Origin of the sequence: Deinococcus sp. QL22 (assembly GCF_023370075.1) — a bacterium.
In the GTDB taxonomy this organism is placed as follows: Bacteria; Deinococcota; Deinococci; order Deinococcales; family Deinococcaceae; genus Deinococcus.
On the sequence record NZ_CP097149.1, the window covers coordinates 2,410,760 to 2,437,394 of the forward strand.

At 62.7% G+C, this 26,635-nt stretch carries 22 protein-coding genes and 1 pseudogene; 11 read left to right on the forward strand and 12 right to left on the reverse strand.

Translation table 11 applies throughout. The annotated features are described in order from the left end of the window. Window positions 1-90: 90 nt before the first annotated feature. The 3 genes from yvcK to metG form a co-directional block, all read right to left on the reverse strand. Entirely contained in the window at window positions 91-1,347 is a 1,257-nt protein-coding gene (gene yvcK / locus M1R55_RS12130; protein ID WP_371827188.1) for a uridine diphosphate-N-acetylglucosamine-binding protein YvcK, read from the reverse strand. A gap of 152 nt (window positions 1,348-1,499) precedes the next feature. Next, a complete protein-coding gene (gene rapZ, locus M1R55_RS12135) occupies window positions 1,500-2,342 on the reverse strand; it encodes an RNase adapter RapZ (RefSeq protein WP_249392014.1) in 843 nt (280 codons plus the stop codon). Between the two features lie 170 nt (window positions 2,343-2,512). Further along, window positions 2,513-4,549 (reverse strand): methionine--tRNA ligase, encoded by a 2,037-nt coding sequence (metG, locus tag M1R55_RS12140; RefSeq protein WP_249392015.1) that lies wholly within the window; start codon window positions 4,547-4,549, stop codon window positions 2,513-2,515. Between the two features lie 699 nt (window positions 4,550-5,248). Between metG and M1R55_RS12145 the strand changes: the two are divergent. The 4 genes and pseudogenes from M1R55_RS12145 to M1R55_RS12160 all read left to right on the forward strand — a co-directional run. Continuing rightward, window positions 5,249-5,857, forward strand: a pseudogene (locus M1R55_RS12145) (MFS transporter); the annotation flags it as partial. Window positions 5,858-5,951: 94 nt separating this feature from the next. After that, the gene (locus M1R55_RS12150) at window positions 5,952-6,338 is read left to right on the forward strand and encodes an MFS transporter (protein WP_249394203.1); all 387 of its coding nucleotides are present in this window, start codon (window positions 5,952-5,954) and stop codon (window positions 6,336-6,338) included. A gap of 164 nt (window positions 6,339-6,502) precedes the next feature. Further along, the gene (gene ruvA / locus M1R55_RS12155) at window positions 6,503-7,099 is read left to right on the forward strand and encodes a Holliday junction branch migration protein RuvA (RefSeq protein ID WP_249392016.1); all 597 of its coding nucleotides are present in this window, start codon (window positions 6,503-6,505) and stop codon (window positions 7,097-7,099) included. Window positions 7,100-7,112: 13 nt separating this feature from the next. Beyond that, the gene (locus M1R55_RS12160) at window positions 7,113-8,372 is read left to right on the forward strand and encodes a low temperature requirement protein A (protein ID WP_249392017.1); all 1,260 of its coding nucleotides are present in this window, start codon (window positions 7,113-7,115) and stop codon (window positions 8,370-8,372) included. 72 nt (window positions 8,373-8,444) lie between these two features. On the opposite strand, the gene M1R55_RS12165 is transcribed toward M1R55_RS12160, so the two are convergent. Next, window positions 8,445-10,301: a hypothetical protein gene (locus M1R55_RS12165; protein WP_249392018.1), complete on the reverse strand. Its 1,857-nt coding sequence runs from the start codon at window positions 10,299-10,301 to the stop codon at window positions 8,445-8,447. Between the two features lie 306 nt (window positions 10,302-10,607). On the opposite strand from M1R55_RS12165, the gene M1R55_RS12170 reads away from it, so the two are divergent. The 4 genes from M1R55_RS12170 (at window position 10,608) to M1R55_RS12185 (ending at window position 15,075) form a co-directional block, all read left to right on the forward strand. Beyond that, window positions 10,608-12,680: a protein kinase gene (locus M1R55_RS12170; RefSeq protein WP_249392019.1), complete on the forward strand. Its 2,073-nt coding sequence runs from the start codon at window positions 10,608-10,610 to the stop codon at window positions 12,678-12,680. Between the two features lie 18 nt (window positions 12,681-12,698). Continuing rightward, window positions 12,699-13,004: a glutaredoxin family protein gene (locus M1R55_RS12175; RefSeq protein WP_249392020.1), complete on the forward strand. Its 306-nt coding sequence runs from the start codon at window positions 12,699-12,701 to the stop codon at window positions 13,002-13,004. 99 nt (window positions 13,005-13,103) lie between these two features. After that, window positions 13,104-14,060: a signal recognition particle-docking protein FtsY gene (gene ftsY / locus M1R55_RS12180; protein WP_249392021.1), complete on the forward strand. Its 957-nt coding sequence runs from the start codon at window positions 13,104-13,106 to the stop codon at window positions 14,058-14,060. A 439-nt stretch (window positions 14,061-14,499) separates the two neighbouring features. Beyond that, entirely contained in the window at window positions 14,500-15,075 is a 576-nt protein-coding gene (locus M1R55_RS12185; RefSeq protein ID WP_249392022.1) for a CAP domain-containing protein, read from the forward strand. A 129-nt stretch (window positions 15,076-15,204) separates the two neighbouring features. On the opposite strand, the gene M1R55_RS12190 is transcribed toward M1R55_RS12185, so the two are convergent. The 8 genes from M1R55_RS12190 to M1R55_RS12225 form a co-directional block, all read right to left on the reverse strand. Beyond that, window positions 15,205-15,906 (reverse strand): ABC transporter ATP-binding protein, encoded by a 702-nt coding sequence (locus M1R55_RS12190; RefSeq protein ID WP_371827189.1) that lies wholly within the window; start codon window positions 15,904-15,906, stop codon window positions 15,205-15,207. Between the two features lie 29 nt (window positions 15,907-15,935). After that, window positions 15,936-16,721, reverse strand: coding sequence for an ABC transporter ATP-binding protein (locus M1R55_RS12195; RefSeq protein WP_249392024.1), 786 nt, complete (start codon window positions 16,719-16,721; stop codon window positions 15,936-15,938). After that, on the reverse strand, window positions 16,718-17,656 hold the full coding sequence (locus M1R55_RS12200; protein ID WP_249392025.1) for a branched-chain amino acid ABC transporter permease: 939 nt from the start codon (window positions 17,654-17,656) through the stop codon (window positions 16,718-16,720). Before M1R55_RS12200 ends, M1R55_RS12195 begins: the two co-directional genes overlap by 4 nt. A 204-nt stretch (window positions 17,657-17,860) precedes the next feature. Next, complete coding sequence (locus tag M1R55_RS12205; protein WP_249392026.1) at window positions 17,861-18,835, reverse strand: branched-chain amino acid ABC transporter permease; 975 nt, start codon at window positions 18,833-18,835, stop codon at window positions 17,861-17,863. A gap of 140 nt (window positions 18,836-18,975) precedes the next feature. Continuing rightward, window positions 18,976-20,148, reverse strand: coding sequence for an ABC transporter substrate-binding protein (locus tag M1R55_RS12210; protein WP_249392027.1), 1,173 nt, complete (start codon window positions 20,146-20,148; stop codon window positions 18,976-18,978). A gap of 179 nt (window positions 20,149-20,327) precedes the next feature. Further along, window positions 20,328-22,061: a DNA polymerase/3'-5' exonuclease PolX gene (locus M1R55_RS12215; RefSeq protein ID WP_249392028.1), complete on the reverse strand. Its 1,734-nt coding sequence runs from the start codon at window positions 22,059-22,061 to the stop codon at window positions 20,328-20,330. After that, the gene (locus tag M1R55_RS12220) at window positions 22,054-22,839 is read right to left on the reverse strand and encodes a histidinol-phosphatase HisJ family protein (RefSeq protein WP_249392029.1); all 786 of its coding nucleotides are present in this window, start codon (window positions 22,837-22,839) and stop codon (window positions 22,054-22,056) included. The genes M1R55_RS12215 and M1R55_RS12220 overlap by 8 nt, the downstream gene beginning before the upstream one ends. 66 nt (window positions 22,840-22,905) lie before the next feature. Further along, entirely contained in the window at window positions 22,906-23,916 is a 1,011-nt protein-coding gene (locus tag M1R55_RS12225; protein WP_249392030.1) for an MBL fold metallo-hydrolase, read from the reverse strand. Window positions 23,917-24,202: 286 nt separating this feature from the next. On the opposite strand from M1R55_RS12225, the gene argF reads away from it, so the two are divergent. Genes argF through argC form a run of 3 tightly spaced genes read left to right on the forward strand, consistent with a single transcriptional unit; the run spans window position 24,203 to window position 26,626 of the window. After that, window positions 24,203-25,093: an ornithine carbamoyltransferase gene (gene argF, locus M1R55_RS12230; protein WP_371827190.1), complete on the forward strand. Its 891-nt coding sequence runs from the start codon at window positions 24,203-24,205 to the stop codon at window positions 25,091-25,093. Window positions 25,094-25,130: 37 nt separating this feature from the next. Beyond that, window positions 25,131-25,685, forward strand: a complete 555-nt coding sequence (locus M1R55_RS12235) for a GNAT family N-acetyltransferase (protein WP_249392032.1) — start codon at window positions 25,131-25,133, stop codon at window positions 25,683-25,685. Then, the gene (argC, locus tag M1R55_RS12240; protein ID WP_249392033.1) at window positions 25,682-26,626 is read left to right on the forward strand and encodes an N-acetyl-gamma-glutamyl-phosphate reductase; all 945 of its coding nucleotides are present in this window, start codon (window positions 25,682-25,684) and stop codon (window positions 26,624-26,626) included. Before M1R55_RS12235 ends, argC begins: the two co-directional genes overlap by 4 nt. The last annotated feature ends 9 nt before the right edge of the window (window positions 26,627-26,635 follow it).

Here is a 26,635-nt window from a genome sequence, read left to right on the forward strand (position 1 = left end):
TCAGAGCTTTTCACCACGATCTACGTTCCACTTTCGCATCTCTCTCAAAATTTCTGATGCCGCTGCTTCAGTACAGCGCCGAAGAAGACCCTACGCCGCACTCCGGGCGCGGGCGATCAGATTCAGCAGGGCTGCCGCCAGCGCCGCAGGATCGTGGCGGGCCTGTCCATCTTGCAACAGGGGGGCGCTGCGAACCCGGCCCCGCAGGTCGCGGCTGGCTCCCGTCAAATCCAGCACCGACGCACCCTCGGCGGCGTAGCGCTCGCGCACGGGCTGGGGCACAGGCTCGCTGTTCATCAGCACGCAGTCGGGCATTCGGCCAAGGTGCGCGTAGATGGCGGTCACGTGGTCTTCCAGTGTCAGGCCCGTGGTTTCGCCGGGTTCGGTCATCAGGCTGGCCACGTACACCAGCGGCGCGGCAGAGTCGCACACCGCCTGCGCGATTTCAGGAATCAGCAGGGCCGGAATGATGCTGGTAAACAGGCTGCCCGGCCCCAGCACGATCATTTCGGCTTCCTTGATGGCGTCCAGCACGGCGGGCAGAGCAGGCAAATCGGGCGGATCAAGGCGCACTTCGCGGATGCGGGCCTTGCCCACGCTGCTTGCCAGTTGGCTTTCGCCGCGAATCTCACGCCCATCGTCCAGCCCCGCAACCAGGGTGGTGGGCTGTGTGGTGGCCGGAAACACTTGCCCACGCACGCGCAGCACGTCATGAATGTCCTGCATGGCCGCGCCCAACCCCCCCTGTTCTTCACTCAGCGTTGCCAGCATCAGGTTCCCGAAGGTGTGGCCTTCAATGCCGTCGCCGCGCCCAAAACGGTGCAGCAGCAGGCGGGCCAGTACCGGGCTGTCGCTCAGGGCCGCGTAACAATCGTTCAGGTCGCCGGGCGCGATCATGTCCAGCGATTCGCGCAGGCGTCCGCTGGAGCCGCCGTCGTCGGCCACCGTGACCACTGCCGTAATGTTGCCCGTGTGAACTTTCAGGCCCATCAGGAGGTTAGATAGGCCCGTGCCGCCGCCTACCGTGACCACCCGTGCGCCGCGTGCCAGATGACGGCGTTCGTAGATCAGGTCAACTACAGGTGTGCCGGGAGCCGTACCCGTGCCGCGCAGCATAGAGCGGTTCAGCATGGCAATACTCCAGAACGCGCCGCCCAAGGCCAGCACCATCAGGCCCACGCCCACCACGTACAGCGGCATCACTTCCGGCTCCATGAATCTGTTCAGCCACAGAATCCAGCGCGTGGCCGTAAAATGCAGCGGCCCAGTCCACGTAAAGTGCAGGAATCCCAGCGCCCCGGCAAAGGTGCAGGCGGCAAACAGCACCAGCCAGCGCTTGACGCCCATGCCCGGCGACAGCCACATGCGGGCCTGACGCTGGGCGCGGCGGCCTTTTTGCAGTGCCACAGTGCGGCGGCCTTGAGGGTCGGGCGTCTGGTGTGCCGTGCTGCTGTCTGCGCCTGCCTCCAGCGGCGTGCTGTTCGGGGGCGGCACGGTGGTCATAAATCCTCGTGCAGTTTCATGTCGCGGTGATCGGTCACGTGGGCGTCCAGATCGGCCAGATCAGCAGCCAGCCGGGCCGTGACGGCCACGCTGCGGTGTTGCCCGCCCGTGCAGCCCACCGCCACCGTGTAGCCGCGCCGCCCGGACGCCTTGGCCCGCGACGCCGCCAGCCGCACAAAATCGCGCACTTCATTGTAAAAGTCGTGCGAGGCCTGATCCTGAAACACGTATCCCGCCACATCCGCCTCCAGTCCCGTTCTGGGGCGCAATTCCGGATCGTAATAGGGATTGGGAAGCGTCCGTACGTCAATCACCAGATCGGCGTCACGCGGCGGCGCGTGCTTGAAGCCGAAGCTCATCAGCCGCAGATCAAATTCCTGCTCCAGCCGGAACAACCGCATCACCCGCTCGCTCAGTTGCGCCGCACTCAGGGGCGTCGTGTCAATGACTGTATCGGCAATAGCCCGCAGCGGGGCCAGCAGATCGCGCTCGCGGGCAAAGTCCACCATCAGCGATTCGCCCAGAGGGTGCTCGCGGCGGGTCAGGTTGTACCGCTTCAGCAGCACCTCCGCGTTGGCCTCCAGAAACAGCACATGCAGGTCTTCGCGGCGGCGAGACAGGCGCACATAGCTGTCTTCCAGCGCCCCCAAAAAGTCGCGGGTGCGGGCGTCGGTACTCACAGCCACCTTGTCCAGCTTCCGCGCCACCGAGAGGTCGTGCATGGCTCCCCACAACTCTGGGGGCAGGTTGTCGGTGATGAAGAACCCCGCGTCCTCCAGCGTTCTGAGCGCGGTACTCTTTCCACTTCCCGACAATCCTGAGACGACTACAAACGGCATGCGGTCAGTTTACCTGCATTGGAGCGCGGCAGGTGTGCGGTTTTGTTGCTGGGGGCAGGGAAGAGGGTCAGGGGCCACCCAGAATCTCAACGTTCATGGCCCACGAAAACACGGCCCACACGCTCAACACGTGGGGCCGCTCAAAACGCAATCGAGTTTCCTTTCTCTCGTTACCTAACTTTGGTTCCACTCGGCAAATCCAGCGTCAGGCCCACCAGATCCAGGTTGCCTTCGGCGTCTTCGGCGGCCAGAATCATGCCCTGAGACTCGATACCGCGCAGCTTGGCGGGCTTCAGGTTCGCCACCAGAATCACCTTGCGCCCTACCAGGTCTTCTGGGGCGTACCACTTGCGAATGCCGCTGACCACCGTGCGGACTTCATCGCCCATTTTGACGGTCAGTTTCAGCAACTTGTCGGCTTTGGCAACGGCTTCGGCGGCCAGAACCTCGGCCACGCGCAGGTCTATGCGGGCAAAGTCGTCTATAGAAATCAGGGCTTCCTGTGCGGCGGGCGTGTCGCTGGAGGCGGCGTGGGTGGGCACCGTCTGTGCGGGTGCGGCGGGCTTGTCTTCAGTCTGCTTGTCCTGAGTCTGGGTCATGGTCTGTTTCTCTTTTTTGGCAATGGGGGCTGAGGTTTCGGCTGAATCTGACTTAAGGCTCTCTGGCTTGGGAAACAAGATCGCGCCGCCCAGCACGCGGGTTCCGGCGGGCGTCAGGCCCCACGCTCCGGTGAGGGTGTAGGTCTGCCCGCCCAGTCCCAACTGTGCCCGGAGTTCTTTGGCTTTGGCCGGAATCACGGCTTCCAGGCACACGCTCGCCACGCGCAAACCCTCGACGGCGGTGTACAGCACGGTGTCCAGTCGCTGCTGGGTGTCTTCAGATTTCGCCAGCGTCCACGGCGCACTTTCGGCGATGTAGCGGTTCAGATCGCGCACAAAATTCATGGCCGCTTCTATCGCCATATTGATTTTCAGGTCGTTCACCAGCCGCAAAATCTCGGCGGGCAGGGCCAACGCCGCCGCTTCTATGCCGTGTTCGCGCTCGCTGGGAACGTGTGCCTGCGGAACCACGCCGCCCCGGTACTTCTGCACCATGCTGACCGTGCGGGACAGCAGATTACCGAGGTCGTTGGCAAGGTCGCTGCTGAGGCGAGACACCAGAATGCCCTCGCCATACGCGCTGTCTGCGCCCAACGTGGCCTCGCGCAGCAAGGTGTACCGGATCGCGTCGACTGGGTGGTCGCGCACCAGTTGTTCGGGGTCTATCGCGTTGCCCAGGCTCTTGCCCATCTTGCGTCCGTCTTCGGCCAGAATGTGGCTGTGGACGACGAGTTTGCGGTACAGCGGCAGGCCTGCCGCCCGCAGCATGGTCGGCCAGAACACGGCGTGCGGCTTCAGAATGTCCTTGCCGATCACGTGCCAAGCGGTGCCGATCACGTCGGGCGACTGGCCCCGGCTCACGGGTGCAGACACGTAGTTCAGCAGGGCGTCGAACCACACGTAGGTCACGTGGTCGGCGTCCCAGGGCAGTTCTATGCCCCATGGCACACGCGATTTGGGGCGGCTGATGCTCAGGTCGCCAATCGGCTCGCGCAGCATTTCCAGCACTTCGTTGCGGTATCCGGCGGGCTGAATAAAGTCCGGGTTGGCCTCGATATGTTCCAGCAGCCACGCCTGATACTTCTCCATCTTGAAAAAATAATTGGCCTCGCGCCGAAGCTCTGGCGGGTCTTTGTCGCCGGGGTAGCGCCGCACGCCGTCCGGGCCTTCTAGGAGTTCCTTGTCGGTCACGTACCGCTCGGCACCCACCGAATACAGCCCCTCATATTCGGCGAAATAGATGTCCCCGGCGTCGTGAACCCGCGTCAGCACTTCCTGCACATAGCGTTTGTGGCGGCCCTCGGTGGTGCGGATAAAGTCGTCGTAGCTGATTTCGAGGCGATCCCACAGCCCCTTGAAGGCCCGCAGGCTCAGGTCGTCCACAAAGGCCTGCGGTGTCTGCCCTGCTTTGGCGGCGGCTTTGGCAATCTTTTCGCCGTGTTCGTCGGTGCCGGTCACAAACTGCACTTCCCGCCCTGCCAGACGCATATAGCGGGCAATGGCGTCGGCCAAGATTTTTTCGTAGACGTGGCCGATGTGCGGCGCACCGTTGGCGTAGTCGATGGCGGTGGTGATGTAAAACGCGCCCTTCTCAGGTTGATTCGTCATGGTGGCCTTCTCCCCGCCCGGCCCTTTCCCTGATGAGAGGAACGCCGGGGCAACTTGGCTAGGATACAAAACTAAGCCGCCAGTGCGTGCGGCCTGCTTGGATTTCAGTGTCTATCCACGTCTATCCACAAAAAAAGGACGCTTCTGCCCGCGCCCGTGTGCTTGCGCCCAACCCTCTGTAAAAATCTAGTGTCAGGCCAGCCGGGGCATTCGCGCCAGCATTCGCCCGCTTGGCAGCAGGGGAGAGGGCAGAGGGTTCATGGGTTCAGTCTAGCGGAAGCCGTAAGCGGGGGGATGCGTCAAGTGACGGAGACGTTTCCGGGGGCTTGATCTAAGGGTCTAAGGTGCTGGGGCGGGGGCATGTCCGACACTCCCCCTCACCCCGCTATATGCGGAGCGCCCCTCTGCTCCACAGCCCTGCGAGTCCCACAAGGGGCGAGGTCAAAGGCTTGTCGCGTGAGATTTAAGCCCTTCTTAGACCCTCAGACCCTAGACCCTTTGACTTCTGCCCCCGCGTCCCCCACTCCCGGACACAACTTTGTCCGACACACCGCTTGACTTTTTCAAGTTAGAGTGTCGAGCATGACCCACGCCGCCCCCACTGCATCAGAACCGAAACCCACGGCATCCGGCCCGCCCAATGCGCTGCCAGACCGCCTCACCAGCCTGACGTTGCTGCTGCTGGCCGCACTGACCATCATGTCAGGGGCCACCATTGCGCCCGCTTTGCCTGCCATGCAGGCGCATTTTGCCGATCAGCCCAATGCCAACCTGTTGGTCAAATTGGCGCTGACCATCGTGGGCCTCGTTATTGCCATCAGTGCGCCTATTGGCGGCGTGCTGGCCGACAAATTTGGGCGAAGGCCCGTGCTGCTGTGGTCACTGGTGCTGTACGCGGTGGGCGGGGCGAGTGGGCTGTTTGTCCAGTCGTTGGGTGAGGTTCTGGCGGGCCGCGTGATTCTGGGGTTCGCGGTGGCCGGAACCATGACGGCGGGCGGCGCACTGGTCAACGACCTGTTTTCGGGGCCAGCACGCGGCAAATTCCTGAGTCAGCAGGCGGCCTTTACCAGCTTTGGCGGCGCGGTGCTGCTGCCCCTCGGCGGCCTGCTGGCGGGCGTGGGCTGGCGTGCCCCGTTCGGCATCTACCTGATTTCTCTGCTGCTTATTCCGCTGGTGTTGCGGCTGCCGGGGGGCGTACCAGGCGGCGTATCTGTGGCCGAAGCCGCCGAAAAACCGCGCTGGTGGCCTGTGGTCTTGGTGTACTTTTTGGCACTGGCGTACATGGTGGTCTTTTACCTGATGCCCGCGCAGGGGCCGTTTTTGCTTCAGGCGTTGGGGGCCAAACCCGCCGCCACGGGCCTGCTGCTGGGTACCTTATACCCTGATCGCCGCGCTGACTTCGCTGGGGTATTCGCGCTTTGCCGGACGATTCGACCCACGCTGGGTGGCCGCGCTGGGCATGGTGTTGCTGGCCGGGGGCTGGGGTCTCGTGGCTGTTGCCCACAGCATTCCCGCCGTGCTGGTGGGCCTGATCGTGGCCGGCTTGGGCGGCGGCCTGGTGTTTCCCAACCTCTATTCGTGGCTGGCCGACCTGACTCCCCCGGCGTGGCGGGGCCGCATCACCGCCGGGATGAGCAGCGCCGTGTTTCTGGGCCAATTCCTCAGCCCGTTGGTGCTGGCCGCGCCCGCCGCCCACCCAGCACAGGGATTCGTGTGGGGATCGCTGGGCATCGCCGCTATTGGGGCGGGGTTGTTTGCCCTGAGCGTGATGAGGCCCAAAGTCGCCTGATTTGATTTCCGTACTTCTGGCCGGATGGAATGCCTTCTCAGTGGGCTTTTCATCCGGCTTTGTCTGATTCCTTCCAAAGTACCCCGCAATCCTCAACGCTACCGCAATCCACAACCCCGGCTTTGGCCCTTTCTGCACGCCCCCGCCGCACTAGAATCTGATGTGTGATTGCTTACCTGAGTGGCGTAGTGCGCGAAATTCGTGAGGGAAGCGCCGTGGTGGTGGCGGGCGGGCTGGGCTACGAGGTGCAGTGCCCGGTGAGTACGCTGGGCCGCCTGAAAGTGGGCGATGTGGCCGAGTTCAATACCCGCTTCGTGGTGCGCGAGGATGCCCAACTGTTGTTCGGATTTTCCGACGCCGATAGTCTGCGCCTGTTCGACCTGCTGATCGGGGTCAGTGGCGTGGGGCCAAAGCTGGGGCTGGCGATGCTGTCGGGCATGCCCGTGTCGGCGCTGGCGCAGGGTCTCCTCAGCGGCGACGTGAAACTCCTGAGCAGCGTGTCGGGTGTGGGCAAAAAAACCGCCGAACGGCTGGTGCTGGAGCTTCAGAACAAGGTGCCGGAGCATCTGGCCGCGCCTGTGGTGGGCGGCGTAAAAGTGATGCCTGTCCACAGCAGTGCGGGCCGAGATGCCATAGACGCGCTGCTGGCGCTGGGATTCCGCGAGCAGCAGGTGCGCGGCGTGGTGGCCGAACTGCTGGGCGCTGACCCCGAACAAACCGCCGACGCCCTGATCCGCAAAAGCTTGGGCCGACTGAGATGATGCGGGGTCTGAAATGACACAGGGTCATCCTGACGGCGTAGACATCGAGGAGAATCTCAATGTCTCGGAGGAAAGTTCTTCGGCGGCGGGCAAGGCCGATGGAGACGCGCCTGACGAACAGAAGGTATCTTGGCTGGAACTGTTTTTCGACCTGATTTTCGTGGTGGCCTTCGATCAACTCGCCAAGCGACTGGGGACGACACCCACCGCCGAGAATATCGGGGTGTTTTTGCTGATGTTTACGGCGGTGTGGTGGGCGTGGGCAGGCAACACCACCTTTGCCGGGCGCTACGGCAACGATGGCCGCGCCTACCGCTGGGGCACCGTGGCGCAACTGGTGTCTATGGCCATGATCGCGCTGTCCTTACGGGGCGACGTGCTGGACATCGGAGCGCTGTTTGCGGCGGCGTTTGCCTTCAACCGCGCTGTGCTGGTCGTCATGCATCTCGCGGTGCTGCGCCAGTCACCCGAAGCAGCCCATTTCGTGCGGCCCACCGCCATCGGTTTTGGCGTGGCGGCGCTGCTCTGGCTGGTTTCCGCCTTGTTTGCCCAAACGCCTGCTGTACTGCTGGGGTTCTGGGCGGCGGCGTTGGCCGTCGATATTCTTACGCCTATCCTGATTCGCTCGCGTATCCTTGACGCCCTGCCGCACCAATCGCACCTGCCGGAGCGGGTGGGCCTGCTGCAAATTATCGCGCTGGGGGCCATCGTGACCGAAGTCGTGGACGGCGGGCGGCAGCAAGACCTGACCCTAACTTTTCTGGCCCCCGCGTTGTTTGCCATCCTGACCACGGTGGCCCTGTGGCGGCTGTATTTCGATCAGCCCCGCCTCTTGCCGATCCTGTCGGCTCACAACGAGTCCAGAGTGGGGGCACTGCTGGTGTGGTTGTACGGCCACTTGCCCTTTACGCTGGGCGTGGTCATGTTGGGCGTAGGTTTTGGTCACGGCATCAGTCAGGTCGGAGAAAAGGACGCGGCCAACTTGCAACTTGTGGCGTGGCCGCTGGCCGCAGTGTTCATGACCTTGGCCGCCCAACGCTGGAACGCCGCCCGCCTGACCGCGCACCCGCCCTTTGACCGGAGCATGATTACCCTCCTAGTCGGAGCTGTTGCCAGCGCTGTCCTCGCCTTCAGCGGGCTGGAAACTCAACCGCTCCATGCCACCGTCTTCGGCATCACGGGCATTGCCGCCCTGATCGTCGCCACTGATCCGGGCACCCGCCGTCTGGGTGTGATCGAAGAAAAACGCGGCGGAGAGCAAGCCCCGCTGTAGACGGAATGTGGGAGAGGAGGCGCTGCTGTCTAGGCGCAGTTGTTCTTCTCAGCCCCTAGACCGCCTTCAGGCTCAGTTTTTGGTGTCGTAGGGCGCGTGCATGTTGTGGCTGACCTGATGCCCGGATGATTTGCCCTCCTGCGTGCCGTACAGACCGTCCTCGTCAGGGGTGCTGGGCGGCGGCGTGTCGTAGAGGGCGGCGGCGGCCAGCCACGTGCCCTGGCGCACCAGCATCAGGCTCAGGCCCGGCACACGCACCACCAAGAGGTCGTGTAGTGTGGCCGCCGCATGTCCGGGCAACACTGCCGCCAATTCGCCCTTGTAATCCAGCCGCAGCGTCAGCGCACGCTCGCCAGTTCTCAGGGTTACCGGGTCTTGGCCCAGCAAAATACTTCTGAACTCGCCGGTATCGGCCAAATTGACCGAGGTATGGGCCACAGGATGGGGCAGAGGTTCGGGGGTAAAGGTGGCAATATGCAGCACTTCGTGTAGCCCGATGGCGCGGTCAGAATCGAGTCCCAGCCGTTCGGCGGCTCCGTGAATACTGGTAGCGGCGTTAGAGGGTGTAGACCGCTGGAGCCGGGCTATCAGGGCGTCTACTCCTTTGCGGGCAAAGGCGATCAGCGTCTCTGGCGGGGCAGAGGCGTATTTTTCGGCACTTGCAGGCCCAAGAGCCACGGCGTCTATGGTGCCGTTCCGGATCAGTTGGGCGGCGGCGCGGGCCAGGCGCAGATTGGCGTAGTGTTCTTCAGCATTGAGCAGCAGGGCAATGGCCCTGGCTTTGGAGGCCAGCCGCCCAATCTCTTCTTCGGGACGGCCATCAACCCTTAGCAGGACGTATGAGCCACTGACAAATGCCCGAATCTGGGCGCGTGCTGGCCCGATAATGACGCTGCGTTCGGCAGGCGGGAGGTCGGTTCGCAGCAATACCACATGCGGCCCAAATTGCAGTTGCCAGTTTTTGCCGATGGGTTGCCAGCGCAAGTCCATGCCGCGCCAGTGCGCTGCCTGCCCGCCTGCCAGATGGATGACCAGTTCGTCTTTGCCGTCATCTGGAGTGGGCAGGCCTGACTGGGGCTTTTGGGCGTACAGAATGCTATTGCTGGGTGTGCCTGCCATCGTATTGGTGGGCGCTCCGACCAACAAATCGTCCAGGGTGCGCTGGAGATGCCGCGCGGCTTCACGGATGGCGGGGCGTTCGCGGGGATCGCGGGCCTGCGGGTATTGGGCACGTAGTGCGGCGACCAGCTCGGCGCGGGCTTCAGGGGCCAGCCGTTCGCGTTCGGCGGCGGCCAAGCGGGCTGCCATCACGTCCTCGTCGGGGTGGCGGGCAAACGGTTCCTCGTGGGTCAGCGAGAGAGCTGTTTTCACCCGCACGCGGCCTTCTTCGGTCAGCAGCAGATCGGCAAACCCGGACGCCACCCGCGCGACTACTTCTGCGTCGTGCAGGGACACCAGCGGGTCGCCTACCGCTGGAACGGGCAGACGCGTGCGAATGCTGCGGCCCTCGCGTTCGGCATTTTCCTGCACCGTGTACAGCACCCGCAGGGCGGTTCGGTCGGGTTGGCGGCCCCACAACTGAGCCAACTCTAAAATGGATGTCTTGAGGCGGGTATGCCAAGCCATACGCTGCAATTCTTCCCAGGCCTGGGATTCCGGGCTGTCAGCGCGGGCGGGCGCACTCCATTCGGGTACGGCCTTGGCGGCTGGGCGCGAAGAGACAGGCGAGGCGTGAATAGACTTGAACATATTGCGGTAGTGGCGGTCACACTCCATCATGCGGCGCAGCAACATCGGCTCAAGCGGCGCGCCCAGCAGTTCGTCGCGCAACTCGGTCAGGGAGCGTTTGCCCCCGCGTGGAATGCGTCCATCCAGTGCGTCGGCGACCTTGTACTCATACAATTCCACCAGTTCAGCCCAGTAAGTCACGCCTTCAGTATAGGGACACAGCCTCACGCAAACCTGTCTGTTCCCCTTTCTTCAGAGCGGGCTTCAGAACGGGGCGGCGGCCCTACACTTTTCCTGAGGCCTGTTTCCCCAAGCATTGCCCTGGGCACCGTCCTCGGCAGCGACTCTGGCGACCTTGCGGTAGGTATCGCCGCTCACATCAGCGCTTCTTGCTTTCCCTTTTGTGGAACGCCGTAAGTCCAGCGCAAGACCTGTCCGGTATAACTAGGAGGACATGACGCCCTTTTTGCACCCGCCGCCTGCCGCTTGCTCTGTGAGGAGCGGCCTTTGAACCTGCTGCTTCTGGCCGCGCTGTTCGTGGCTGGCCTGCTCCTGACCGTGCGGGCTGGTGAGCGGGTTTTGGCTGTGTTGGTGGCTGTCCTCAGCGTTGGCATCGCCACTGTACTGGTCGCCTTGGCCGTGGGTTCCGGGGGCGGGCTACTGGCGCTCGACCGGACTCAGGGAGTGCTGAGCGTGGTGGCCGTATTGGTCGCCAGTGGTGTATTTCTGTTGGGTGGGCGCGGCTTTCCGCCTTCTATGCGGCCCACGCCCAAGCCCAGTCAGCCGGTGCGTGTGCAGCGTACAGCGCCGCCCGCACCCCCGCCGTCTCGCCGCGCCACCCTGACCCAAACGGCCACCGATCTGCGTTTTCAGGACTATGAGGTGTTAGACCGCATCGGCATTGGCGGCATGGGCAGCGTGTACCGCGCCCGCAGGCGGCAAGATGGCCGCATCGTGGCTCTGAAAGTACCGCAGGAAAGATACCTCGCAGACGCCAAATTCGTAAAGCGCTTCTACCGCGAGGCCGAGGTGCTGAAACGCTTCAATCACCCCAACGTGGTGCGGGTCTACGACTACCGCATGCAGCCGCAGGAGCATTACATCGCCATGGAGTTCCTCGACGGCGACAGCCTGGAAGCCGTGCTGGAAAACCGCACCATGAGCTTTCCGGAAGGCGTGCAGGTTATTCGCGCCCTGGCCGACGCCCTGCGCCACATTCATATGCAGAACGTGGTTCACCGCGACATCAAACCTGCCAACGTCATGGTCGTCAAGAACGCCTTTGTCGAAGGGCAACTGCGTGAAGGCGGCATCAAACTGATGGATTTCGGCATCGCGGTGGGCAAGGTACTGACCCGCCTGACCATGACAGGAGCGCGGGTGGGCACGCCGATTTATATGGCCCCGGAACAGGCCAAAGGCAACCGCGTCGACGCCCGGAGCGACGTGTACTCGCTGGGTCTGCTGTCCTACGAGATGGTCACGGGGCAAACCGCCTTCAAGGGCAGCTACGAGGCAGTGGTGCATCAGCAGGTGTTCGAGTCGCCCAAGCCGCCCAAGCAGGTGCGCCTGGAGGTGCCGGGCAAGCTGAACGACCTGATCCTGAACATGATCGAAAAAGACCCGGCCATGCGGCCCACCTTGGATGAAGTGATGACCCGAATAGATGCGGGAGTACTGACCGATGAGATTTTTACTGACCCTGTGACACTGGCGATGAGTGTGCAGGAAAAACGTGGCACGCTGCGTCTGCTGGATTTGAAGGGCAAATTGCGGGTCAGTATGCGCGATCAGGGCAATGCCGAGGGGAATTTGCCCAGTGTGCCCAACGCGATGGCGGGCGACGCCGAGGGCAACCTGTATGTGACCCTGCTGGAGTACCGCCAGGCCAAAACGGGGGCTTTGATTCGTAAGCATTCCCCCGATGGCCGCGAGATTCTGGCGTTCGGGGCTTACGGCCTCGGCGAGGGCGACCTCCTTCACCCCGTAGGAATTGCCGTTGCGCAGGGCCATGTGTATGTGCTGGACGGCGAGGCCCACCACGTGAATGTGTACACCACCGAAGGCCGGTTTGTGCGGAGCTTTGGCGGACGCGGGCAGGGACTGGGCCGCTTCGAGCGCCCGCGCACCATCGTGGCCGCCCCTGACGGCCACGTCTATATCCTCGACAGCGGCAACAACGAAGTGCAGAGATTTACGGCGCAGGGCGAATACATCAGCCGGTACGCCTTCCGACTGGATCGGAGCAGCGAGAGCCTGCGCCCGTTGGAAGGTCTGGGCATAGACGGCTACGGCGCGGTCTATATCGTGGACGGAGTGGCCCGCAAAATCCGCAAAATCGAGGTGGATGGCACGCCCGGCGTCACCTTTACCCTGGAAACCCTCGTAGGCGAACCCACCGACGCGCCTTGGCTCTTGCAGATTACCAACGACGGCCAGATTTTCGCCGTGCGGCAAGGCGGCCAAGTCCTGCGTACCTTTTCGAGCGTGGGCGACCTGATTACCTCCAACGACATGTACGCGCCCGTGCAGTCCATGGTGTTGTTGACCCGGCCCGTGCCCGTTCCTGTCCAGAGCTGAGCCCTGTCCCCCGAAGCCATGTCTACCGAACCCTTGTCGCCCGAATCTGTCTCGCCAGCTCTCCTCCTGCCTGAACTGACCTTCTACAGTCGTTCCGGCTGCCATCTGTGCGAGCAGGCGCACGCGCATTTGCTGGCGCTGGACTACCGTTTTGCGGAGGTGGACGTTACGGGCGACGCCGAACTCGAACGCCTGTATGGGCACCACATCCCCGTGCTGGCTGCCGGGGAGCGTGTGTTGATCAAGGGTGTGTTCAGCAAAGGCCGCCTGAGTACGCTGAAGCTGCTGCTGGTGCGGGAAGCGCGGGAGCAACAGTCAGGCTGAGTTCTTGACCAGCATCCCGGTTTGCTGGCGCAGGCCGCGCTATCGTAGGGTCATGCTGTCTTTTCTTGTTCCCCCTCACCACTTGTTCGCGGTCAATCTATGAGTTGGCTGGAGCGTCTGCGCGACGGCCTCAGCAAAACGCGCAAGCAGATCAACGACACCGCCGGATTCCTCGGCAACGATGTACGGGACGTATTTACCAACCGTCTGGATTCCATCGAAGACCTTGAATATGCCCTGATTGCCGCAGACGTGGGCCGCGCCGCCACCGAAGAAATTCTAGAAGACATCAAGCGCAGCGAGAAAACCAATTTGCAGGAAGCCCTGATGGAAGCCCTGACCCTGCAACTGGAACCCGATGCCCGCCGGGCCGAGTTCCGCAAATTGGGCTTTGCGCCAGACGCCAGCCGGGGCCGCGTCGACCCCAAAGGGCACGTGATCATGGTCATCGGCGTGAACGGAGTGGGCAAAACCACCACAATTGCCAAGTTGGGTCAGTACTACATGACGCGGGGCAAGAGCGTGATGTTTGCCGCCGGGGACACCTTCCGGGCGGCGGCGGGCACGCAGTTGGGCGTGTGGGGCGAGCGCCTCGGCATTCCGGTCATTCAGGGCGCAGACGGCAGCGACCCGGCAGCGGTGGCCTTCGACGGCGCGGCGGCCCGTACAGCACGCGGCACCGACCTGCTGTTTGTGGATACGGCAGGAAGGCTGCACAACAAGCACAACCTGATGGAAGAATTGAAGAAGGTGCGCCGCGTGATCGAGAAGGCCGACCCCGGCGAACCGGGCGAAGTGTGGCTGGTGCTGGACGCCGTGACCGGGCAAAACGGGCTTCAGCAGGCCAAAAAATTCCACGAATCTACGCCGCTTACAGGCGTCATCGTGACCAAGCTGGACGGCACCTCCAAGGGCGGCATCCTGATTCCGATTGTGCGCGAACTGGGCGTGCCCATCAAATTTATCGGTGTGGGCGAGCAGGCGGGCGACCTGCAACCTTTCGACAGTCAGGAATTCGTGCGGGCCCTGTTCGATATAGACATCCCCAAAAGCTGAGTCTCACACGCTGAAGTCGCTTCAAAGTCGACCAGCACATTCCTGAACCTGCCCTGTCGTTTCCAGACGGGGCAGGCCTCTTGTCAGCCTTGTGGAAGGATCAGAATCTTAATTTAGGCATCAGATCGGATTCAGGGTTTTCCGAACGTGTGTCAGACAGCCTGGGCAACATGTGCAGGCGAAGCTCAAGTATAGGGGCCGGTGTGAAGTGACCTCGGCGCAGGTCGTTTCTGGGTCAACACGAGAGCTCGGGGCGATGTGGAGCCACATAACGTCCCCCAGATGGGCGGTGGGTGAGGAGTTTCGTACATGCAGAGCCGGGTTATCGGCGTTGTGACGTTAATGATTGATCCTGTGAGCGGTCTGACAGCCTGTGATTTCTAAGGTAGGGGTACTTCAACCGCACAGCACTCTCTCAGTGCGAAAAAGGAACACCCTCATGCTCCAGATCAAAGCTGCTCGCCTGACCGCCCTGACCCTGACTATCATTGGAGCCGCCGCCCTGACTTCCTGCGGTGGCGGCACGGCCCCCACGCCGCCTGCGCCGCAGGCCACTGCGCCTACCGCCAAAGCGCAGGACGCTGGAAGCCAGACCATGAGCGCCGAAGAAGCCCAGGTGCTGCGCGAAGTGAACGCGGCCCGCGCCGTGGCCCGTACCTGCGGCGACGTGGCGTATGCGGCCACCACGCCCGTTACCTGGAACGGCTTTCTGGCGGCGGCAGCCCGCGCCCACACAGCAGATATGGCCGCCCGCAACTACTTTGCCCACGTGTCGCCTGAAGGCACCTCCATCACTATGCGGGCCGAGGCCGCTGGCTACACGAACTGGAAGTCGTTGGGCGAAAATATCGCTGCTGGTTACACTGTGCAGAACGTAGTGCAGGGCTGGATCGACAGCCCCGGCCACTGCAAGAACCTGATGGATCCCAAATTCAGGGAAATGGGCGCGGGTTACACCTACCGCCCCGGCAGCACCTACGGCACCTACTGGGCACAGGAATTCGGCACCCGCTAAAGCGGAAGCAGAGCAAAGCTCTACCGAATCTGGGTTGAAGTCAGATTCAAATTGCGACAAATAATGGGCGCGGCAGTCCTGTGAGGGGGGCTGCCGCGTCCGCTTTTTTGGCTCTGGAAACGGGTGGTTTTAGCCTCCCAAGTACGCCTGCAAGACCCGTTCATCGCTGACCAGTTCGGCGCTGTTGCCCTGTAAAGTCAGTTGGCCCGCGTCCAGCACATAGGTTCGGTGGCTGCTCTGCATCGCCAGCCGCGCATTCTGTTCCACCAGCAAAATCGTCACGCCCTGCGCGTTAAGTTCCCGAATGATGTCAAAGATTTCGCGCACGATGATGGGCGCGAGGCCGAGGCTGGGTTCATCAAGCAGCAGCAACTTGGGGCGGCTCATCAGGGCGCGGGCAATGGCGAGCATCTGCTGTTCGCCGCCCGACAAGGTGCCAGCCATCTGGCTTCGGCGCTCTCCCAGGCGGGGAAACCGGCCATACATTCGGTCTATATCGGCCTTCACTTCGGCGTTGCTGCGGGTGTAGCCGCCCAACTCCAAGTTGTCCTGCACACTCTGGCGGGCCAGCACCTGCCGTCCTTCCGGACTCTGGGCAATGCCCAGTTTCACGGCTTCATCGGCGGGCAGACGGGTAATATCGCGGCCCATGAAGAGAATACGGCCCGCCACCGGCTTCAGCAGGCGCGATACGGCCCGCAAGGTGGTCGTTTTTCCCGCGCCGTTGGCCCCGATCAGGGTCACGACCTCGCCCTCGTTCACGGTCACGTTCAGGTCACGCACGGCCTGAATCGCGCCGTAGTTCACGCTCATATTCTCGATGCTCAGCAGCGGCGTTCCTGTGGTCATTGATGCAGTCGTCATTCTCCCCCCAGATACGCTTCGATGACCTTGGGATCGCGCTGCACGCTGGCCGGGTCGCCCATCGCAATCAGTTGCCCAAAGTTCAGCACGGCCACCCGGTCACACAGGTTCATCACCAGCGGCACATGGTGTTCGATGACCATCACGGTCAGGTCGAATCGGTCACGCACTTCCCGGATAAAGGCGGTCAGGCCGCCCTTTTCCGAGGTGTTCATGCCTGCGGCGGGTTCGTCCAGCAGCAGTACGCGGGGTTCGGTCGCCAGGGCACGGGCAATTTCCAGGCGGCGCTGGTCGCCGTAGCTGAAGTTTCCAGCCTCCTCCCCGGCCCGGTCAGACAGGCCCACCAGATCCAGCAGTTCCCATGCTCGCCGCTCCACCTGCGCTTCCTCGGCGCGGTTGGCTCCAAAAATGCCGCGCCACAGTCCGGCATGCGTGCGGGTATGCTGGGCGATTTTCACGTTTTCCAGCGCCGATAACGCCTTGAACAGCCGGATATTCTGAAATGTGCGGCTCATGCCAAGCGCGGCGACCCGGTGCGGTGCGAGGCCCAATACGGGGCGACCCTCGTACATCAAAGTGCCGCTGCTGGCCGGCGTCAGGCCCGTCATCAGGTTGAACAGGGTGGTTTTCCCCGCCCCGTTCGGCCCGATCAGCCCAAAAATCTCACCTTCGCGTACATCGAAACTCACGTCGTTCACGGCAATCAGGCCGCCAAAGCGGCGGGTCATGTTGCGGGCTTCCAGCACGGTTCTAGAGGCTGTTTTGGTCAGTGCAGCGGTCATACTGTGCCCCCTTTGGCATCCGGTGCTGGGGCCACAGGCGGGCGGGCTGGGGGCGGCGATTTGCGGAATTTGCCCAGTGCACCCACAATCCCTTGCGGCAGGTACAGGCTGGCAATGACCAACACGAGGCCGTTGATGACGAGGCGCCAATCTTGCAGGAAGCGCAGCAGTTCCGGCACGGCCGTCAGGAGTGCGCCGCCCACCACTGGCCCCCACATACTGCGCGAACCGCCGATCAGCACGAAGGCGAGGATGGCGATAGAGGCGTCGAAAGTGCCCTGTTTGGCATTCCAGGTGTTCAGGAACGGCGCACTCATAGACCCCACGATGCCCGCGATCACGGCCCCGATCACGAAGGCCAGCACCTTGTATTGAGTCGGCGGCACCCCCATCGCGTCGGCGGCCAGTTCATCTTCCCGGATGGCCCGGAAAGCGCGGCCCACACGCGACTTTTGCAGCATATAGGTGAAGGCCAGCACCAGCGCCAGAAGTGGCCCAAAAATCAGCAGGTATTGCCAGCGATCCTGAAATCCAAAGGCCTGCGGAATGCCGAAGATGCCGATGGCTCCGCCGGTAATGGCCAGGTTCAGCGACACGACGCGCAGGATTTCGACGAAGGCGATGGTGGCGAGCGCCAGGTAAATGCCGCGCAGCCGCAGCGCCGGAACGCCCACGATCACGCCCGCGAGGGCGCACAGCAGGCCCGCCGCCAGCCAGGTCAGCGGAAATATCCCGTTGCCCAGCGTGTCGCGCAGGCCAGCAAAGGCCGGATTGGTCAGCATGATGGCGGCCACATACCCGCCCAGTGCATAAAAGCCGGGGCTGGCGAGGCTCAATTGCCCGGCCATCAGCGGAAAGTACAGGCTGAGGCCGAGCAGTCCAGCCTGAATCAGCGTGACGATCAGGAAGCCGTAGCTTTGCAGAAAGTCGCTCATGGTCGTCCTGCGCGTTGTTCTGAAATCGTTATTGGTTTGAGTGCTGCCATGCCCGATTTACCCCCTCTACTTCGTAGCTCATACGAGTCCCAGCCTCCGCTTTGCAGCGGAGCTAAAACCACAAATCAACTGCATCGCTCATACATCTTCCGTACAAATCTCTGGTCTTCATGGCCCACAGCCCATAGCTTCAGAGCCAACTCGCTACACCTTCTGAATCAGGTTGCGGCCCAGGAGTCCCTGCGGGCGCACCAGCAAAATCACGAACAGCAGGGCAAAGGCCACCGCGTCTTTGTAGGCGCTGTATTCGGCGGGTACAAAGGCTTCAGCCAGCCCGATGACCAGCCCGCCTGCCACTGCACCCGGAATGCTGCCCAGCCCGCCCAGCACGATCACGGCCAGTCCCTTCAGACCGTAGACCACGCCGAAGTACGGCCCGGCCACACCAAACGCCGTGCCCACCAATGTTCCGGCCAGCCCACCCAGAAAGCCCGACAGGAAGAAGGTGATCAGAATAAAGCGGTCTACGCTGATGCCCAGCAGGCTGGCGGTGCTGGGGCTTTCGGCCACCGCCCGCAGCGCCTTGCCGACTTTGGTGCGCCCGATCACGTAGCCCAGCACGGCCAGCATCACCAGACTGACGGCAAAGATGATCAGTTGCACGGTGCGGATAATGACAACCTTGTCGCCAATCTGGAAACTCAGTGCGGGCCGGACTTCGCCGTAAGCGTCGGAGGGGAAGTTATAGATTTCAGCGCCTACGAGTAACTGAATGAGGTTCACGATTACGAGCGCTACGCCGAGGCTGCTGACCAACGCCAGCAAGGGATCAGCGCCGCGTGAGCGCATGGGCCGGAAGGCCAGTCGCTCGATCAGCACGGCAATCGCCCCCGCGGCACACGCGCCCAGAATCGTAGCCAGACCGAACATCACCGCGCTGCCCGAAAAAGGCGAGCCGTCTGGAAACAGGTTGATTCCCTTGAGTAGACCGTTGTTTTCGAACTGGCCCACCACCAACGTATAGGTAAAGTACGCGCCGAGAGTAAAGACCGCCCCGTGCGCGAAATTGATAATGCCCAAAATGGAGAAGACCAGCGTATAGCCCAGCGCAAAAATGGCATACACACTGCCAATCGCCAGCCCGTTCATCAGGTTTTGTACAAACGAACTCAGTTCCATAGCTCTCCTCGCGGGCGTACTAAAGGCGACGCATTCAGTCAATACATTCAATCAACACGGTCAATCAACATCTCGCCGCCCACATTCAGCAAAGCCAGGGCTGAATGTGGGCGGCGCTGAGAAACTAAATTGAATTGGCCTTATTTGAGGAAGACAAAGGAGCCAGTTTTGGCGTCTTTCATCTTGATCTGGGCCACGTAGAAGTCTTTTTGCACCACTTCGCCTTCTTTGTCAAAGGAAATCAGACCCAGCGGCGTATTGTATTTGCCCAGCAAGATTTGCTTGTTCAGTTCGACGCGCAAAGCATCCAGATCCCAGGTATTCAGCTTCTTTTTGCGGTCTACGGCACGCAGAGCTTCCACGAATACCTGCACGCCAGCATAAGCCTGCGCGGCAAACTGCGGGGGATCTTTCTTGTACTGGGCGCGGTATTCTTTAACAAAGACCTGATTGGCCGCGCTGGGCTGCGAGGGGCTGTAGGCCTGCGCGATGATCACGCCGTCGCAGAGTTTCTGGCATACGGGGAACATGTTGGAGGTGTTCAGGCCGTTGCCGCCGATGATCAGGCCCTTGTAGCCCAACTGACGCAATTGCTTGACGAGGTTGCCGCCGTCGGCTGCGAGGCCCGATACGATGGCGAGGTCTACATCGGCATTCAGGACGGCCGTGACCTGCGTGGTGAAGTCGGTGTCGGTGGTCTGGAATTTTTGCACAGTGCTGACCGTGAGGCCCTGCGCTTTGGCAGTTTCCTGGAAGGTTCCGGTTTCGCTGACCGAGAAAGCGTCATTTTGGGCGTACAGCACGGCCACTTTCTTGATTTTGGGATCGAGACGGAGCGCGGTGCGGATGGCGTTGGGAGCGACCACGGCCACCGGAGCCGACACGCGGGCGATGTAGTTGCCGATCTGTGGTACGCCCTTGGCGGTGTTGCTTGGCCCCAGCACAGGCACTTTGGCGCGGTCGGCAATCGGGTCGGCGGCAAAGGCCTGCTGAGACAGCGTCGGCCCCACGATGCCCACCACATTTTCCTTGGTGATCAGGTTCTGGAAGGCGTTGATGGCGCTGTTTTCATCGCCCGCCGCATCCTGAAAGACCAGTTTGAAGGGCGTGCCGTTGATGCCCCCGCGTGCATTCAGGTACTTCTCGGCGAATCTGGCCCCAATGACCTGTTCTTGCCCCAGCAGCGCCGTGTTGCTGGTTTGGGCCACGGCCACGCCGATAGGCACGGGGTTTTCTACTTTTTGGGCAAAGGCGAGACTGGCAGTGACGGCCAGGACAGCAGCGGCAGAAAGCTTGAGCTTGGTTCGGTTCATGTTTGAGCCTCCTGCACAACCCTCCGCACAGGCAAGGTTGAACACGCACGCACCTCAAGAGTTCCTTAAAGGTACGTTGGTTTTAAGATGCGTTCACTATCGGTGCATCTTCGGTTTAAGTCAAGCCAGAACGCACAAAAGAAGACCAAATGGCAAGATCGGTCACAGGTTCAGACGGCTCATGAAGCCCGCGCTGCCCGTTGCCGTGCCACGAACGCCAAAAAGTCGGCCTGCCCCAACGTGTTGATCACCTTTGCCGGAGTCAGACCAGCTTTGCGGGCCACTGCCACGCCGTAGCGGGTATCGGCAAGGCCTCCAGGCACGTGTGCGTCGGTGTTGATGGCAAAAGTCAGGCGATCCCGCCAGCGCAGCACGTCGCGCCAGTCCAGATCGAGGCGGTAGGCGTTGGCATTGATTTCTACCACCGTGCTGTTGGCCTCGCACGCACCCAGCACGGCTTCCAGATCCATCGCGTACCCTGGACGGCGCAGCAACAGGCGGCCTGTGGGGTGGCCCAGCACCGTAATCAGCGGGTGAGAGGCCGCCCGCACCAACCGTTCGGTCTGCCGCGCCTCGTCCATCGTAAACAGGCTGTGGACGCTGCCCACCACGTAATCCAGCGCCGCCAGTTCCTCGTCAGGGTAATCCAGCGAGCCGTCGTCCAGAATGTCCACTTCCGCCCCGGCGATCACGGGCACGCCCGCCGCCTGCAACTCCCGCACCTCCTGAATGTGCGCCCTCAACCGCTCCAGGCTCATGCCGTTCGCGTAGTGCGCCGCCCGTGAGTGGTCGCCTGTACCCAGAAATTCATGCCCCAGCTTCACGGCTGCCGCCGCCATGTCGCGTACAGAGCTGGCCCCGTCTGACCAGGTGGAATGGGTGTGGATCATGCCGCGCAGATCGGCCACCGTGACCAGTTCGGCGGGATCAGGAAGCGTTTGCCAGAGGCCATCATGTTCGGGTTCGCGGTACTCGGCGGGCCGCAGGGACAGACTCAATTGGTGGGCCACTTCTTGCTCTGTAGGCGTGGCAATCACTTCACCACCACGCATCAGCCCGCGCCCGCTGAGATCGAAGCCTCTCGCCGCCGCTTCAGCCCGCAGTTCTTCCCGGTACGCCGCGCCGCTGCCCATCATCAAGTCCAGTGCGCCGCGTGCGTCGGCGGTGCTGTAGGCGATTTCTACAGGCACGCCGTCTACCCGCCCGCCCAGCAGTGGTTTATTGCCCACCAGGGAGAGGTCTTCCACCCAATTGCCCACCCGCGCCATCACTTCTTCAGGCGTGGCGGTCACGGTCACGCGGGCGCTGCGAACTGTATCCAGACCCCGCCGCACGTCGCCGGAAATGCGGGCGTCCAGGCCGTGCAGGCGGGCGGCCAATGCCTCGGCCACATCCAATCCGGTGCTGAGATGCTGGCGTTCCTGTGCGGCCAGGGCAAAATCCACCGCCGCCAGAATAGTGGCTGCACTTTTGGCCCCGAAGCCTTTCAGGGCGGCCAATTGTCCGTTGTGCGCTGCCTCGCGCAACGACTCCAGCGAATCGGTTCCGGCGTCCCAGAGGGCACGGATTTTCTTTGGCCCCAGCCCGCGTACCCGGAACAGGCCCAGCACGCCCGGCGGAACCTGACTGGCGGCGTCTTCCAGCGGTGCAAACGTGCCGCACTCGGCGTAGGCCAACAGTTCGGCGGCGATGCTTTTGCCCACTTTCGGCACGCCCGCAAAGCCAGCGGCCACCAGCTCGGCGGCGTCGGTGTCCAGCGCCTCCAGACTGCGGGCCGCGCTCCGGTAGGCATTGGCCCGGAACACCTCCTGACCCAGCAACTCCAGCAGGTCGGCGGTGGTTTTCAGCACGTTCGCCAGTTGCTTGCGGTTCACGCCTGCCCCGGCCTGTTCGGTTTCATGCACGTTAGCCATGTCGCACCCGCCCCGCGTAGTTCACCACGCGGCCTCCCACATCATGAATCTGTTTCAGCGCCTCGGTAAAGTGATAGCCCACCTCCTGTGGCTGATGCGCGTCGCTGCCCAGCACGAAGCCAATGCCACGTTCAGCGGCGGCGCGGGTCAGGTCGGGGGCGGGGTAGGCCTCGCGCACGGGTTTTCTCCAGCCTGCCGTATTGAAGTCCAGACTCATACCGCGCTCGGCCACCACGTCTAGCGCGTGCAGGGCCGCGTAACCGTCGGGGTCGCGGTGACCGAACTTTTTGGGCAAATCCAGGTGCCCCAGTGCGTCAAAGAGTCCCGTGCGGGCCGCGCCTTCCAACAGGGCGTAATAGTGGCGGTAGATGCTGCCCAGATCGCGGGCGTCGTACTCGGCCACAAACTCCGGATTATCAAAGCCCCACGCGCCGATGTAATGCACGCTGCCGATCACGTAATCCCAGGAATGCGCCTCCAGCACGCCTTCGACAAAGCGCTCAGTGCCGGGATGGTAGTCGGCCTCCAGCCCCAGCCGAACTTCCAGCCGCCCGGCAAAGGCTTCGCGGGCAACCAGAACGCTCTCGCGGTACTCCTGCAACTGATCCAGCCGCATGCGCCACGGCGCGTCGTACCACGCGGGCATGGGGATGTGGTCGGTAAAGCAGACCCCGCTGAGGCCCGCGTCCAGCGCCGCCTGCGCGTATTCGGTGGGCGTGCCTGCCGCGTGCCCACACAGCGGCGTGTGCATATGCGAATCGAAGAGGGCGAGCGTCATGGGAACCAGGGTACTCGGTGGGGCGGGGAAGGGCTGAAGCTTAAGGAGCTTTAGGCGAGATGTGGATTATCTAGACTCACCCAGCCACCCCGCCGGAAAATCAGTCGCGGGAAAGATAGCCCGCGCTGCTGCCAAAAATTCGGGCCAACGCTCGGCACGGTAGCGGCGGGAGAGGTGCAGCAATACCAATTGCTCCACGCCTGCTGCGGCTGCCAGTGCCGCGCCCTGCTCCACAGTGGTGTGCTGATGCCGCTCGGCCAGCGCCGCATCTTCGGGTAGGTACTGGGCCTCCAGGTACAGCGTCTGCACGCCTGCCAGCTTGGGGGCCAGCCGCTCCTGTTCGGCAGGCGTCAGCACAAAATCGGTGAGGTAGGCGAAGCTTTGCCCCGGCGTGTGCTGAAGCAGGTGCGCTCTGAGGGCGGCGGCATCGTGTGACACGCCGTTCACATTTAGCATTCCCTCTGCCCCCGCCTTAAGCTGCGCCAGCCACGCGCCCGGTTTCAGGCCCAGTTCGGCCAGTGCGCCCGTGTTCACCGTGACCCGGCCCGCCTCGCGCACCACGTAGCCGAGGCTGACGCCGTGATGGTGCAGGGGCAAGGCTTCCACACTGAAGTGCGGTGTGTTCAGAATCAGGCCGGCATGTGCCCGCTGGCCCTCATCGTGCGCCACTTCAAAGGCCTCGTGTGCCTCAAAGCGGTAAGAGTGAATGTGCTGCTCGTGTACGTCGTGGACATGCCACACGCCGTCCAGTTCGGGGGCATGGTTCCACCAGTAGCCCCGGAATCGGTGAGACAGGATGCGGGCCGTTCCCGGTGGCCCCCATACCTGATTTCCAGTCGTTGCCGCTGATGGCCGATCAAAAATGGCCCGAAACAGCGTATCGAAGCCGCCCACATGATCCATATGGAGATGCGAAAACAGCACCGCGTCTACGGCCTGAAGGTGACTGAACGGCACGGCGTCCAGCGTGCCCGCGCCGCAATCCAGCAGCAGGCGGGTCTGGCCCTGCCCACCGTCCAGCGTGGCCCACAGCGCGTTGTCTTCGGCGGGGCGGCCCAATACATCAACCTTCAACATGGCGTTACCCTAGCGGCTGGTGGGTAAGGGGATAGGCTAGTCGGCTTAGGCCAGCGCGTGGTTCGCTCCTGCTGCAATTAAATGCATTAAATTGCATAAATCTCCTGTATACTCCCCGCCTATGCCGAAGGACAGCAAGGCCACCAACACACCGAAACAGTCGGACAAAGCAGTTAAAAAGGCAGCGGCCCAAGCAGTTGCACAGGCCTCTGCGCCTTTCCTGCACACGCCCGAAACTTTGCCCGCCCCCGTGCTGGCAGGACGCGACTTCCTGAGCAATCTGGACATGAGCGCCGCTGAACTGCGCGTGGTCATGGATACGGCCCACTCTATGCGCCGGGGCGAGTGGCGCGGTGTGAAACCGTTGTCGGGCCTCAGCATGGCGCTGGTGTTCGAGAAGGCGTCCTTGCGAACCCGCACCACCTTCGACGTGGGCATGTATCAGTTGGGCGGGCACGCGATCACGCTCAGCAACGCCGAAATTGGCCTGGGTACCCGTGAGCGTGTGTCGGATGTGGCCCGCAATCTGGAACGCTGGGTCGACGGCGTGATGGGCCGCGTGTATTTGCAGCAAACCTTGCATGAACTTGCAGACCACGCTTCCATTCCCATCATCAACGGCCTGTCGGACATGCTGCACCCGGCGCAACTGCTGGCCGATTACCAGACCATCGAGCAGGAATTTGGCACCGACCTGACCGGCAGGCGCGTGGTGTACATCGGAGACGGCAACAACCTCGCCAACAGCCACATTCACATGGGCATCCTGACGGGCACAGAGGTCACCATCGTGACTCCGGTGGGCTACGAACCCAACGGCGCAGTCCTGATGGACGCTGTGAAGCGCGGCGCGAACGTGACCCTGACCAACGATTTGGGGGCCATCGCGGGCGCAGACGTGTTGTATACAGACGTGTGGATCAGCATGGGGCAGGAAGCTGAAGCCGATATTCGCCGCCGCGCTTTTCAGGGCTATCAGGTGACGCCGCAAATGCTGGATACCCTCGCGCCACACGGTATTTTCCTGCACTGCCTGCCCGCCCACTACGGTGAGGAAACTGTGCCGGAAGCCACCGAACACCCCAAAAGCCGCGTGTTCGATCAGGCCGAAAACCGTCTGCACGCGCAAAAGGCGTTGATGTATCACCTGTTGGGCGCGACCAAGCCGCGTTGGTAAGCGCCTGAATGAAGCTCTGGCTTGATACGCTGCCGCCATGCCCCGCGCCGCCATGCCTCCCCTGATGCTGCGCCCCCTGATTCCCGCCGATGCCCCGGCCCTCTGCGCCTACCGCAACGACCCGGCTGTGGCCCACTATCAGGGCTGGGTGCTGCCCTATACATTGGCTGACGCCGAAGCTCTGGTGGCCGCCATGCAGGGCCGCACGCTGGGGCAAGAGGGATGGACTCAGGTGGCGTTTGCCGATGCCGAATCCGGTGAATTGCTGGGAGATTTCGCCGTGCGGGGCATGGGCCAGCAAGCCGAACTGGGGGTCACGCTGGCCCCCGGTGCACAGGGGCGCGGCCTCGCTTCTGAGGGGCTGAGGCTGTTGCTTGGGCAATTGTTTGGCTCGCACGAGCTGCACCGTGTATACGCCAGTATCGACCCGCGCAATCAGGCCGCCGCTGCCCTGCTCGTTCGCGCCGGGTTCCGGCATGAGGGCACCACCCGCCAGAGCTACTGGCACCGGGGAGAATGGACGGACGACGCCACGTATGGCCTGCTGCACAGCGAGTGGCAAGCACATACTCCGCAGGAGGACAATCCATGACATCAACTTTCAAACCCACGATTTTTATTGATGGCGAGGCCGGAACCACGGGCCTGCAAATCCGGCAACGGCTGGCGGGACGCACCGATCTAGAGGTGCTGAGCATCGATCCCACCCGCCGCAAGGACCCGCAGGCCCGCGCCGAACTGCTGAACGCCGCTGACCTGAGCATTCTGTGCCTGCACGATGACGCCGCCCGCGAAGCCGTGACCCTGACGACCAACCGGCACGCCCGTCTGCTGGACGCCAGTACTGCCCACCGGGTAGACGCGGGCTGGGCGTTCGGGTTTCCGGAATTGAATGGGGGGCAAGCTGAACGCATACGCACGGCCCGCTTCGTCTCCAATCCTGGCTGCTACAGCACGGGTGCGATTGCGCTGCTGGCTCCCCTCACGGCGGCGGGCCTGCTCCCTGCCGATCATCCGGTGCAGATTCAGGGCTACAGCGGCTACAGTGGTGGGGGCCGCGCCCTCGTCGACGCCCACGAGCAGGATCAGTCCCATCCGATGCGCGGCGAGTTCCTGAGCTACGGCTTAGGCCTGGATCACAAGCACATTCCCGAAATGATGCGTTACGGCGGCCTGACCCGCACGCCCATATTTGTGCCGAACGTGGGCGCGTGGGCGCAGGGCATGACGGTCACCATCCCGCTGCATTTAGAAGAACTGGGCATCAGTGCGGAGCAGATTTATACCGCGCTGGCCGCCCACTACACCGGGCAACAGTACGTGCGGGTTACGCCGCCTGCCGAAAATCCGGCCATCCTAGACCCCCAAACGCTGAACGGCACGAATGATCTGGAATTGTTCGTCTATGCCAGCGGAAACGCCAGCCAGACAGGAGGCCGGGTGCTGCTGGCCGCCCGCCTCGACAACTTGGGCAAGGGGGCCAGCGGAGCCGCCGTGCAGAACCTGAATCTGATGCTTGGGCTGGATGCGTAGGGTGATGGG

Bases quoted from the DNA above. Each gene is read 5' to 3' on its own strand.
- yvcK (WP_371827188.1), bottom strand. From the start codon at position 1,347: ATGGGCGTCAAGCGCTGGCTGGTGCTGTTTGCCGCCTGCACCTTTGCC.
- rapZ (WP_249392014.1), bottom strand. From the start codon at position 2,342: ATGCCGTTTGTAGTCGTCTCAGGATTGTCGGGAAGTGGAAAGAGTACC.
- metG (WP_249392015.1), bottom strand. From the start codon at position 4,549: ATGACGAATCAACCTGAGAAGGGCGCGTTTTACATCACCACCGCCATC.
- M1R55_RS12160 (WP_249392017.1), top strand. From the start codon at position 7,113: ATGACACAGGGTCATCCTGACGGCGTAGACATCGAGGAGAATCTCAAT.
- M1R55_RS12175 (WP_249392020.1), top strand. From the start codon at position 12,699: ATGTCTACCGAACCCTTGTCGCCCGAATCTGTCTCGCCAGCTCTCCTC.
- ftsY (WP_249392021.1), top strand. From the start codon at position 13,104: ATGAGTTGGCTGGAGCGTCTGCGCGACGGCCTCAGCAAAACGCGCAAG.
- M1R55_RS12185 (WP_249392022.1), top strand. From the start codon at position 14,500: ATGCTCCAGATCAAAGCTGCTCGCCTGACCGCCCTGACCCTGACTATC.
- M1R55_RS12195 (WP_249392024.1), bottom strand. From the start codon at position 16,721: ATGACCGCTGCACTGACCAAAACAGCCTCTAGAACCGTGCTGGAAGCC.
- M1R55_RS12200 (WP_249392025.1), bottom strand. From the start codon at position 17,656: ATGAGCGACTTTCTGCAAAGCTACGGCTTCCTGATCGTCACGCTGATT.
- M1R55_RS12205 (WP_249392026.1), bottom strand. From the start codon at position 18,835: ATGGAACTGAGTTCGTTTGTACAAAACCTGATGAACGGGCTGGCGATT.
- M1R55_RS12210 (WP_249392027.1), bottom strand. From the start codon at position 20,148: ATGAACCGAACCAAGCTCAAGCTTTCTGCCGCTGCTGTCCTGGCCGTC.
- M1R55_RS12215 (WP_249392028.1), bottom strand. From the start codon at position 22,061: ATGGCTAACGTGCATGAAACCGAACAGGCCGGGGCAGGCGTGAACCGC.
- M1R55_RS12220 (WP_249392029.1), bottom strand. From the start codon at position 22,839: ATGACGCTCGCCCTCTTCGATTCGCATATGCACACGCCGCTGTGTGGG.
- M1R55_RS12225 (WP_249392030.1), bottom strand. From the start codon at position 23,916: ATGTTGAAGGTTGATGTATTGGGCCGCCCCGCCGAAGACAACGCGCTG.
- argF (WP_371827190.1), top strand. From the start codon at position 24,203: ATGAGCGCCGCTGAACTGCGCGTGGTCATGGATACGGCCCACTCTATG.
- M1R55_RS12235 (WP_249392032.1), top strand. From the start codon at position 25,131: ATGCCCCGCGCCGCCATGCCTCCCCTGATGCTGCGCCCCCTGATTCCC.
- argC (WP_249392033.1), top strand. From the start codon at position 25,682: ATGACATCAACTTTCAAACCCACGATTTTTATTGATGGCGAGGCCGGA.